Raw genomic sequence first — 11,469 nt, 5'->3', positions numbered from 1 at the left:
TGTGACTTCGTTCGTCTCTACACGGAAATCTATGCAAAAGATGAGAGCTAGAAATTATTTTCGTGATCTGAATATCAGATTTGACAATGACTTTCATTTGGTTAAATAAAAGTCACATCAATTGAAGTTAAGTTATCGAACGGGAGCTTGTGATCTTAGTCACTTCAAGTTTTTGTTCGAAGTCAGAACATGAGAGTCAGATCACTAACCCTAAGTCGGTACGCCCCCTACGCCCTCCCATCTACTCCTAGTCAGTTGCGTTAGCGGGAGGATGTTTAGTTTATGGTGACCATGCACGATATGTCACAGATGAATTAGAACTATTAAAAGCGAGATTTCTGAAATGAAACCAACTCAGCAAAAAACTTTCGATAAAGTGTCATTCCAAGAGAGTGTTAAGAAACATTTATCTGCAACCTACGCAACAACCGTTGAAACAGCAGACAGCCGTTCATGGTATCTAGCAATGGGTCGTGCTCTTGCAGAGCTAACGACTTTTGACCTGTTAGAAACTGAAAATGATGAAAAAATTAAGAACGCGAAGAGCGTTAACTACCTATCACTAGAGTTTTTGATTGGTCGTCTAACAGGTAACAACCTGATCAGCATGGGTCTATACGAACAGATCACTCATGCCATGGAAGAGCTAGGTCAAAATCTAACTGACCTTCTAGAAGAAGAACGTGACCCATCACTAGGTAATGGTGGTCTTGGACGTCTAGCTGCTTGTTTTATGGATTCTTGTGCCGCTCAAGAATACCCAACAGTAGGCTACGGTCTTCACTACGAGTACGGTCTATTCAAGCAATCTTTCCAAGATGGTCGTCAACAAGAAGCACCTGACGCATGGCGTGGTGTTGAAGGTTATCCATGGGAAGTCGCTCGTCCAGAACTAGCACAGCACATTGGTTTCTACGGTCACGTTGAAGTTGAATATATCGACGGTAAAGAAGTACGTACTTGGGTTCCAGGTATGGAAGTGAAAGCAATGCCTTGGGATCTACCTATCGTAGGTTACGAGTCAAACACGGTTTACCCGCTGCGTCTTTGGGAATGTCAGGCAATTGCACCATTCTCACTAGCAAGCTTTAACAACGGTGATTACTTCGAAGCGCAACACTCGCTAATCGATGCAGGTAATATTACTAAAGTACTTTACCCGAACGACAACCACGAGAAAGGTAAGACTCTGCGTTTAATGCAGCAGTACTTCCATTCAGCGGCGTCTGTTCGCGATATTCTACGTCGCCACGAAGCAGCAGGTTTCTCTCTAGAAGATCTGCCTAAGCAAGAAACAATTCAGCTAAACGATACGCACCCAACGATCGCTATCCCTGAATTGATGCGCATCCTGATTGATGAGAAAGGTTTAACTTGGGACCAAGCTTGGGAAATCAGTGCTCATACGTTCGCATACACGAACCACACACTGCTTCCAGAAGCGCTAGAGACTTGGTCTGAATCTCTGATCAACCGTCTTCTTCCACGTCACATGGAAATCATCTTTGAAATCAACCACCGTTTCATGCAAGAAGTTCGTAAGATGTGGCCTGGTGACGGTGAGAAGCAAGCGAAGCTTTCTATCATCCAAGAAGGTTTCCACCGTATGGTTCGCATGGCAAACCTATGTGTGATTGGTTCTTACAAAGTAAACGGTGTAGCTGCACTTCACTCTCAATTGGTTAAGAAAGACTTGTTCCCTGAGTTCAACGAAATCTTCCCAGGCAAATTGACTAACGTAACGAACGGCATCACGCCACGTCGTTGGTTGAAGTTCTGTAACCCAGGTCTATCTACGCTAATCACTGGCAAGATCGGTACTGAGTGGCCTGCAAAACTTGAGCAGCTTGAAGGCATCGCTAAGTTTGCAACAGACGCGAAATTCCAAAAAGAATTCATGGCTGTTAAGAAAGAAAACAAACAGCGCCTTGCTGATTGGGTTCAAGAGAACATGGGTATCGAGCTAGATACTAACGCTATCTTCGACGTGCAAATTAAACGTCTACACGAATACAAGCGTCAACACCTAGATTTGCTACACATTCTATCTCTGTACCACCGCATTCTTAACGAACCTGGTTTCGAGTGTGAGCCACGCGTATGTTTCTTCGCAGCGAAAGCAGCACCGGGTTACCACCTAGCAAAAGAAATCATCTTCGCGGTTAACAAGATTGCAGAGAAGATCAACAACGATCCTCGCATCGGTAACAAGCTTAAAGTGGTATTCATCCCTGACTATCGTGTAAGCATGGCTGAAATCATCATCCCTGCAGCAGACGTTTCTCAGCAAATCTCACTGGCTGGTAAAGAAGCATCGGGTACGGGCAACATGAAGATGGCTCTAAACGGCGCTCTAACTATCGGTACGATGGATGGTGCAAACGTTGAGATCCGTGAAGAAGTTGGCGATGAAAACATCTACATCTTCGGCTTAGACGTTGATGGTGTTGTTGCATTGAAAGCTCAGGGTTACAACCCATACGATTACTACAATGCAGACCCGCTACTGAAAGCATCTCTAGACCTATTGACTGGCGATGAGTTCTCTCCAGGTCAACCAGGCCTTCTACGTGCAACGTTTGACAGCCTGCTAGACGGCGGTGACCCTTACCTATGTCTAGCAGACTTCGCTTCTTACGTGAAAGCGCACGAAGACATGGGCACGCAATACAAAGACCAAGCAGGTTGGGCTAAGAAAGCGATTCTTAACACAGCATTGGTTGGTAAGTTCACATCAGATCGCTCAATCCGCGACTACGTGAACAACATCTGGAAGCTAGAAGCGGTTAACCGTTAATACATCCAAAGTAGCCAAGGCAGTTTCTGCCTTGGCTCAATTAGCTTGTGAGCAAACGAAAGGCTTAAAGGTTTGTCGTTTATAAACAAGCTGCTTACAAACCGATTGTCACAAGCTAATTGATTAGTAAAAATTTAAATTAACAACCCTACAAAATAGAAAGCGTCAGAACGTTTTCGGAGAGAGCGATGAAAGAACAGACCGTATTAAAACAAGTCGCAGAAATGGCAAACATTGCCGACAGTTACGTTAGTGCGTGGGGCGATGAAGCACAAGTATCAGACGAGACGATCACGTCTCTATTGGCTTCGTTGGGCTACGATACAAGCAGCGATGATGCACTGCTTAAGTCAGCAGAAAGAAAACACAAAAAAGATGTACTAGACCCAGTTCTTGTCTTGCGTGACGGTGAGCCAGTAGAAGTGGCGCTTAATCTAGGTGTAAGTGCTCGTGAAAGTGAGTTCAGCTGGCGCTTAGAAACCGAGCAAGGAGAGGTACTTGAAGGCTATCTTCAATCTCAAGTCGTTCGTGACGAGCGCGCCGAGGGTGGCCCTTTAGTGTTTGCATTGCCAAGTGATTTGGCATGGGGTTACCACAAGCTCATTGTGAGCCGTAAGCGCCGTAAGAAGCCTTACGAGATGACACTGATTATTACGCCAAAAGCGTGTTTCAAGCAGTCGCCAATCGAGCAAGGCAAAAAGCTTTGGGGACCAAGCGTTCAACTTTACACACTAAGAACTCAGCACAACTGGGGTATTGGTGATTTCGGTGACCTAAAACAGCTTGTTGCGGATATCGCATCTCGCGGTGGTGATTTCGTTGGTCTAAACCCAATTCACTCATTATTCCCTGCGAACCCTGAAGGTGCGAGCCCATACAGCCCGTCTTCTCGTCGCTGGTTGAACATTCTATACATTGATGTGAGTTCAGTTCCTGAATTTGCGTTAAGTGCAGAAGCACAACAAACCGTAGGCAGCGCTGAATTCCAACAGCGCCTACAGAAAGCTCGTGAAGCACATTGGGTAAACTACACCGAAGTGTCTGAGCTTAAGATGAGTATCTTGCCTCTGTTATTCGCAGAATTTAAGACTCGTCATTTAGACAAAAACAGCGATCGTGCACAAGCGTTCTTAGCCTTCGTTGAAGAGGGAGGTGAAAGCCTGATGCATCAAGCGGCGTTTGATGCTCTGCATGGCGAACTGCACGCAGAAGACTCTGGCATGTGGGGATGGCCGGTATTCCCTGAGAAGTACCGTACATTCGACAGCCCAGCGACACAGAAATACATCAAAGAGAACCTAGAAAACGTTCATCTGTATATGTATCTACAATGGCTAGCAGATTGCCAGATCAACGATGCACAGTCTCTTGCAGAAGAGAAAGGCATGGCGGTTGGCCTGTATCGTGATTTAGCGGTAGGCGTTGCGGATTCAGGTAGCGAAACATGGGCTGATGAAGGCAACCTAGTGATGGATGCGAGCATTGGTGCTCCACCGGATATTCTTGGTCCTCTAGGTCAGAACTGGGGTCTGCCACCACTTAACCCTGAAGTCCTATTGGAAACTAGCTACGACGCGTACATTAAATTGCTTCGTGCCAACATGAAGCACTGTGGTGCACTGCGTATTGACCACGTTTTAGGTCTACTGCGTTTGTGGTGGATTCCAAAGGGTGAGAACGCAACTAAGGGCGCGTACATCTACTACCCAGTGCAAGATATGCTGTCGATTCTGGCGCTTGAATCTCACCGTTACCAATGCAGCGTTATCGGTGAAGACTTAGGCACCGTGCCAGACGAAATCGTTGATATCCTAGCGGATGCGGGCGTACATTCTTACAAAGTATTCTTCTTCGAAACATCGGAAGACGATGGTGGTTTCATTTCACCGAAACACTACGCACCACAATCGATGGCAGCATTATGTACTCACGATATGCCAACGCTACGCGGTTTCTGGCACTGTGATGATTTGAAGGTGGGTCAAGAGATTGGTTTATACCCAGATGCAGAACAGCTAGAAACCCTATTCGATGACCGTCTGGAGTGCAAACAAGGTATCTTAGATTCAGTGGCATGGCATGGCTTCTTACCTGAGGGTGTTGGCCGCGATGCAAGCCAAGTACCGATGGATTCTTATCTTGCTGAAGCACTTCAACTGCACGTTGCGGCTGGTGGTTCAACATTATTGAGTGTTCAGTTGGAAGATTGGTTAGAGATGGACAAGCCAGTAAACATTCCTGGCACTGTAGATGAATACCCTAACTGGCGTCGTAAACTATCCATGAACTTGGACGAAATTTTCGCTCATGAAGGCGTCAATCGTATCGCTTCTAAGCTGACTGACGTTCGAGAAAAAGCAGGTAAGTAATGACGTTGAGTGACTTGAAAATAAGTGGTTTTTTGCTTACGGCGTACGAAACTACAACCTCGGTCACTCAATAATGAATGCTCATCTGGTAGAATAAATTGTTGTTATATTGCCCGCACTAATAGCGGGCATTTTTGTATTATATTTTTTGGATGTTTGGTTAGGGAGAAACGTTTTGGAACTAAGTTCGATTTCAAAGCAAAAACAAATATATACCCAACTATCACAGGCTTGTTTCACTGACCCGTTTGCGTTTTTAGGGCCGTACTTACCTTCAGATCAAGGTGCATTAAGAGTATGGATTCCAGGGGCAGATAAAGTAGAGTTGATCGTTGGAAAGGAACCTCGTATTGAGTTAGCGCGAGAGGGTGAAAGTGGCTTCATCCTAAAGCAAAAAAGAGACCTACGTTTCACTCACTATAAGCTTGCGGTTGATTGGGCTGGGGTAGAGCAGATCATCGATGATCCATACCAGTACCACGATCTGTACGCGAGTTATGAAGATCTTCATACACCTAAAGATATGTATCATCACATGGGAGCTCAGTTTATTACGCTAGAGCGTGATGGACAGACGATTTCAGGTACGCGTTTCTTGGTGTACGCACCGCATGCAACTGCGGCAAGCTTGGTGGGTAACTTCAACGCTTGGGATGGCCGTCGCCACCCAATGCAACGCCTAGATTACGGTATGTGGGGTCTATTCATTCCTGAACTGGAAGAAGGTGCTCAATACAAGTTTGAATTAAAAGGACCAAATGGCGAAGGCTTACCACACAAAGCTGACCCATGGGGTTTCTACTCTGAGCAATACCCTTCGTTCTCGTCTGTGACTTACGATCACGCTCGTTACGAGTGGCAAGATGCTAAGTGGCAGAATCGCCCTGTAACGCAAAAGCGTAAAGAAGCGCTTTCGTTCTACGAGCTGCACGCCGGTTCTTGGAAGCGTAACGCTGAAGGTGAATTCTTAAATTATCGCGAGCTTGCGGCTGAGCTGATCCCATACCTAACTGATCTTGGTTACACGCACGTTGAGCTAATGCCAGTTTCAGAGCACCCATTCTACGGTTCGTGGGGCTATCAACCTGTTGGTCTATTTGCACCGACTAGTCGTTTTGGTTCTCCAGATGATTTCAAATACTTTGTAGACCAATGTCACCAAGCGGGTCTTGGTGTAGTACTTGATTGGGTTCCTGCTCACTTCCCAAGTGATGATCATGGCCTAGCAAACTTCGATGGTACGCCATTGTTCCATGATCCGGACCCGCGTCGTGGTTGGCATCAAGATTGGAACTCGTACATTTACGATTTAGGTAAAGAGCATGTTCGTCGTTTCTTAGTTTCTAATGCACTTTACTGGTTCGAACAATTCCATATCGATGGCATCCGTGTTGATGCGGTTGCTTCGATGTTGTACCTCGATTATTCGCGTAGCCATGACCAATGGATCCCGAACGTAGACGGCGGCAACGAAAACTACGACGCTATCGCAACTCTTAAATGGATGAACGAAGAAGTGTACAAGCACTTCCCGAATGCGATGACGATTGCCGAAGAATCGACGGCTTTCCCAGGTGTTTCAGCACCGACTTTTATGGGCGGCTTAGGCTTTGGCTTTAAGTGGAACATGGGTTGGATGCACGACAGCTTGTCTTACATTCAAGAAGACCCAATCAATCGTAAATATCACCACGATACAATTACTTTCCCACTGGTTTACGCACACAGTGAGAACTACGTCTTGTCTCTGTCTCACGATGAAGTAGTTTACGGTAAGGGCTCTATCCACGACAAGATGCCTGGTGATGAATGGCAACAAACGGCCAACTTACGTGCTTATATGGGTTACATGTATGCGCAACCAGGTAAGAAGCTGAACTTCATGGGCGCTGAGTTTGGCCAGACGGCTGAATGGAATCACGATGATCAACTACAATGGTTCTTGCTGGATTACAAACGTCATCAAGGCGTTCAGTGCTTAACCAGAGATCTGAACAATCTATACCGCTCTGAAGCTGCAATGCATGATCTCGATTTTGACCCGAAAGGTTTTGAATGGCGTTTACAGGATTCTGCAGAAGCGAGCATCTTAGCGCACGAACGTATTAGTGAGTCTGGTGAGCGTGTATTAATTGTCTCTAACTTTACGCCTGTTCCTCACGAGCATTTCCGCTTAGGTGTTCCATCAAAAGGTGAGTACTCACTGCTGTTGAATACAGACTCTGTGGATTATGCAGGTAGTGGTTTTGAAGTGAAGCAGACAGCTGAGATTGAATCAGTAGAAAGCGAAGGGCTAGATACATCGATTGAGCTGCGTTTACCGCCGTTATCGACCGTTTTTTACAAGCTAAATTAGGTCGATAAACAAACTGAGAATATGAAAAAGGGAGCCTGAAGGCTCCCTTTTTGTTTCTATCTGTTTTGCTTAATGCTTTTTGAAATTCGTTAGGTAGAACATTGAACGTCCTATTACCGTTTCAAGGATTCGAACCGAGTCGGTCCCGAAGCTATTCAGCATTTTTTCACGAAACAGACCATCTGAACTGACATTGAATGCTTCTGGACTTTTGACCTGTGAGGCATGAAAAAACATCAGTTTGATAACGTATCGGAATTGTTCATTGTCTAAAGCATTTTGCCATGATTGAAGAAATACCTCTTCCGAAGCGAAATCTAGGTTCTCTATAACAATCGATAACATGTGCTTGTGAAGCACTGTTCGGATAGCACGTGTCGATGGATAATAGCCCTGAAGCGTTGTTAAACTAATGCCAATTTCTTGGGCAATCCTTGCATAAGTTAGAGCTTCATGTCCTTCAGCCAGAAAAAGGTTTAATACGATTTCATCGTAGTTTTTTTGGTTTTCTAGTTTCTGTACTTGAGTTATTCGAGCCATTATAAATCCCACATTAGGTGTGACATTCTGTATAGAAATTACGGATTGAGGATGTTAACAAAATATTCCGTAATAGACCTTAAAAAACAAAAAATTACGCATAAAAAGATATAATTAATCGATAATTTATACATAAACTACTGTTTAGTGTTAAAAAAGGCCACTTAACTAAGTGGCCTTTGATTCTTTAACAGTGTTGTCTATGACTTTGCTAGGCTAGAAAGGGTACCAGAACAGTTGGTCTTCAAGTACTCGCTTTGTGATGGCGAGTATCACGACTAATGCGATAACGGCTAAACAAATAAAGTCGACACGCTTCAAAGGTGCATAACTGTACCAAGTGCGTGCTTTGTGTCGTCCAAAACCTCGCAACGTCATTGCATTCGATATCTCGTCTGCGCGGTCCAAGCTAGAGAAAATAAGCGGGCCTAGAACCTTAGCCACATTTTTGATACGAGTAATTAAGGGCGCTTTCTTTGAGAGTTCCACACCACGAGCCTGCTGAGCATGCATGATATTGATGAAGTCTTTCTTAACTTCTGGCAAGTAACGCAGTGTTAAGCTCACCGCGTAGGCGATCTTGTAAGGAACACCGATACGGTTGAGGCTCGCTGCGAATTCAGTCGGATGTGTTGTGAAGACAAAAATCAACGCTATCGGGAACATGCTCATGTACTTGAGCGTGACAGTGATTAAGTAAAACAGAGTCTCTTGGCTCAACGAGTAGTTACCCGGCAATGTAAGCAATAAGGTTTCGCTGCCGATGAGCTCAGTACCTTGCTGTGGAGCAAGCAAATACATGAACAAAGCATTTAGGCTTAATACACTCGCCGTACCCAATAACAAAGGCTTATACACGCATACAGGCACATTGGTAAGCTTCAGCAGGTATAAACCAGTCACAATAAGCAGCGTAATCAACCTTAGGTCAAACGTAGTTAACACCACGGTTACCCAAGCTAAGAAGAGTGCAAATTTGGTAATGCCGTTGAGTGCATGAAGCGGTGATTTTGTATCAATGTAATTGATGCCGAATTTTACTTTTGATGAGTTCATTGAGCACTTCTCTCGTAGTCGATGAAGTACTGCATGAACGCATTAGTATCGTCGATTTTCATCATAGTCGCGAGTTCATAAATGCTGGTGGTACAAAGGTTTGCACGTTCTAGAAGTGATGGCTGACTAAATACTTCCGTCATCGCGGCATTGGCAATCAGCTTGCTATCGGCAATCACGATTGAGCGTGTGGTGTACTCAAGAACGAGATGCATGTCGTGTGAAATGATCACAACGGTAATACCCAAATCACGGTTTAGTTTTTGGATGAAGGCCAGCATGGATGTGTAGTTGCGGTAATCTTGACCTGCAGTCGGTTCATCCAAGATAAGAAGCTCAGGCTCCAACACTAAGATAGATGCGATGGTTACACGTTTTTTCTGACCGTAGCTTAGTGCTTCGATCGGCCAGTGGCGGAACTTGCTCAGCCCACACAGCTCGAGAACATGCTCTACTTTTTTTGTGATCAGTTCTTCTGCAATGTTGCGGTTACGCAGACCAAAAGCAATCTCGTCGAAAATCATATGATGCGAGATCATATGATTTGGGTTCTGCATCACGACACCGACTTTCTGACTTCTTTCAAAGATAGAAAGCTCAGATAGGTCTTCACCATTTAGATAGGAAGAGCCTGAATCGGCATCGATCACACCCATGATGAGTTTAGTGATGGTAGATTTACCCGAACCGTTTTTGCCCAGAATCGAAACAAACTCACCTTTACCAATCTTGAAGCTGACATCTTCGAGTGCGTTTTTCTCGCCGTCATAAGAATAAGTCAGACCATGAACTTCAAGTAAAGGAGTATATTGCTTATCTGCTACTGGGGCAGGGCGCTCTGCAAACCAAGCTTGAACAGCAGGGCGGAACCTTTTGTAGTCTAAAGTTTTGAGGTTTGACAGTTTGTCTTCGCTGGTTAGTGGGGCTTTCGCCGCCTTAAGCGCCGACAAGTAAAGCGGTTCACGAATACCGTGTGTATCAAGCAGTTCAGAAGCTAAGATTTCATCGGGTGTCGTGTCAGCGACGATTTCACCACGTTCCATTAAGATCACGCGGTCGATATCGCGATGTAGGACATCCTCAAGGCGGTGCTCGATAATCACGATGGTCTTGTTGGTTTCTTTATGCAGCTGGTCGATGATCTCAATCGTTGCCTTACCTGTTTTAGGGTCAAGGCTTGCTAGAGGCTCATCGAACAGCAAGATATCAACGTCATCAACTAAGATACCCGCTAATGATACTCGCTGTTTTTGACCACCTGAAAGGTCATGAGGTGAACGTTCAAGCATGTCCGCTAGATCGACCATTTTTGCAGTCGACTTAACTAGCGGGTACATGTCAATGTTCGACATCAACTGGTTTTCGAGTGCGAAAGCGATGTCTTCACCGATACTCAAACCCACAAACTGGCTGTCAGTATCTTGTAATACTGTGCCTACTTGCTCGGTGTAGTTGTGCATCGAAAACTCAGAGATATCCTTGCTGTTTATCTCTAAAGAGCCCGTTACTTCACCTTTGATTGCATGAGGTATCAGACCGTTAAGACACTGACCTAGGGTGGATTTACCACTACCACTTGGTCCAATAATGACGATTTTCTCTCCTTTCTCTATCCTTAGATTGATATTTTTTAGCGTCGGTTTATCCAGCGACTCATATCTAAAAGAGAAGTTCGAAAATGCTATAGTCATTATCGCTTATGCCTCAGTCAGGTTGCGGCTTTGTTTGTTGCGCTTAGCGACTGATTTTAGGATCAGGAAGCCTACAACAGCGATCAGAACGGTGTTACCCGCTGCGATGATAGACAGTTGAGTGAACACTTTAGTAAACGGTTCTGCATATAGGATGGTGTCTAGGAACGCAGAGCAGCCATAGCCTACAACGTTACCTGCAAGGGCCAGTATCACGAACAATACAAAATCTTTAATTGGCAGCTCGCCTTCTTGAAGACGGTTCTTAGTCATCATAGGGAACAAGCCGATAACCATGCCTACGATACCTGAGCCTAAAACCCAAGTTAACCACACGCCCCAGCCTGCGAACAGATCCGTTACCCAGTGACCGATAAAGCCAACTAAGAAGCCAACAATTGGGCCGAACAAAACAGAAAACAGTGCTAAGACTGCCATGGCTGGTTTCAATGTCGTGTTCGCAAACACTGGGACACCAAACATAGGTAAACCACCAATGCCGTACAGCGCCGCGCCAATGGCGATAACGACCACTGTTTTAGCTGAAAAGTTCATAGATAACCTCAAATACTGAAAGATAAAGCTTAATAAAGAACGAATATTCACCATTATTAATATGCGTCTCAATGAGAACGTTTTTTGGGCAAATATAAAAAATAA

The 11,469-nt window shown here is 44.9% G+C and carries 7 protein-coding genes; 3 read left to right on the top strand and 4 right to left on the bottom strand.

The window, feature by feature from the left end; genetic code table 11:
• Window positions 1-343: 343 nt before the first annotated feature.
• From ITG09_20695 to glgB, 3 genes are all read left to right on the top strand, one after another.
• Entirely contained in the window at window positions 344-2,797 is a 2,454-nt protein-coding gene (locus ITG09_20695; protein UPR53809.1) for a glycogen/starch/alpha-glucan phosphorylase, read from the top strand.
• 188 nt (window positions 2,798-2,985) lie between these two features.
• Window positions 2,986-5,166, top strand: coding sequence for a 4-alpha-glucanotransferase (gene malQ, locus ITG09_20690; GenBank protein ID UPR53808.1), 2,181 nt, complete (start codon window positions 2,986-2,988; stop codon window positions 5,164-5,166).
• Window positions 5,167-5,341: 175 nt separating this feature from the next.
• A complete protein-coding gene (glgB, locus tag ITG09_20685) occupies window positions 5,342-7,522 on the top strand; it encodes a 1,4-alpha-glucan branching protein GlgB (GenBank protein UPR53807.1) in 2,181 nt (726 codons plus the stop codon).
• 69 nt (window positions 7,523-7,591) lie between these two features.
• On the opposite strand, the gene ITG09_20680 is transcribed toward glgB, so the two are convergent.
• The 4 genes from ITG09_20680 to ITG09_20665 form a co-directional block, all read right to left on the bottom strand.
• Entirely contained in the window at window positions 7,592-8,062 is a 471-nt protein-coding gene (locus tag ITG09_20680; protein UPR53806.1) for a TetR/AcrR family transcriptional regulator, read from the bottom strand.
• Between the two features lie 216 nt (window positions 8,063-8,278).
• Entirely contained in the window at window positions 8,279-9,118 is an 840-nt protein-coding gene (locus ITG09_20675) for an energy-coupling factor transporter transmembrane protein EcfT (GenBank protein UPR53805.1), read from the bottom strand.
• A complete protein-coding gene (locus ITG09_20670) occupies window positions 9,115-10,809 on the bottom strand; it encodes an ABC transporter ATP-binding protein (protein UPR53804.1) in 1,695 nt (564 codons plus the stop codon). The genes ITG09_20675 and ITG09_20670 overlap by 4 nt, the downstream gene beginning before the upstream one ends.
• Window positions 10,810-10,815: 6 nt before the next feature.
• Entirely contained in the window at window positions 10,816-11,364 is a 549-nt protein-coding gene (locus ITG09_20665) for an ECF-type riboflavin transporter substrate-binding protein (GenBank protein ID UPR53803.1), read from the bottom strand.
• Window positions 11,365-11,469: the final 105 nt, after the last annotated feature.

Source organism: Vibrio cyclitrophicus (assembly GCA_023206055.1).
GTDB classification, from domain to species: domain Bacteria; phylum Pseudomonadota; class Gammaproteobacteria; order Enterobacterales; family Vibrionaceae; genus Vibrio; species Vibrio cyclitrophicus_A.
This window is presented reverse-complemented; position numbering and strand designations above follow the sequence as displayed.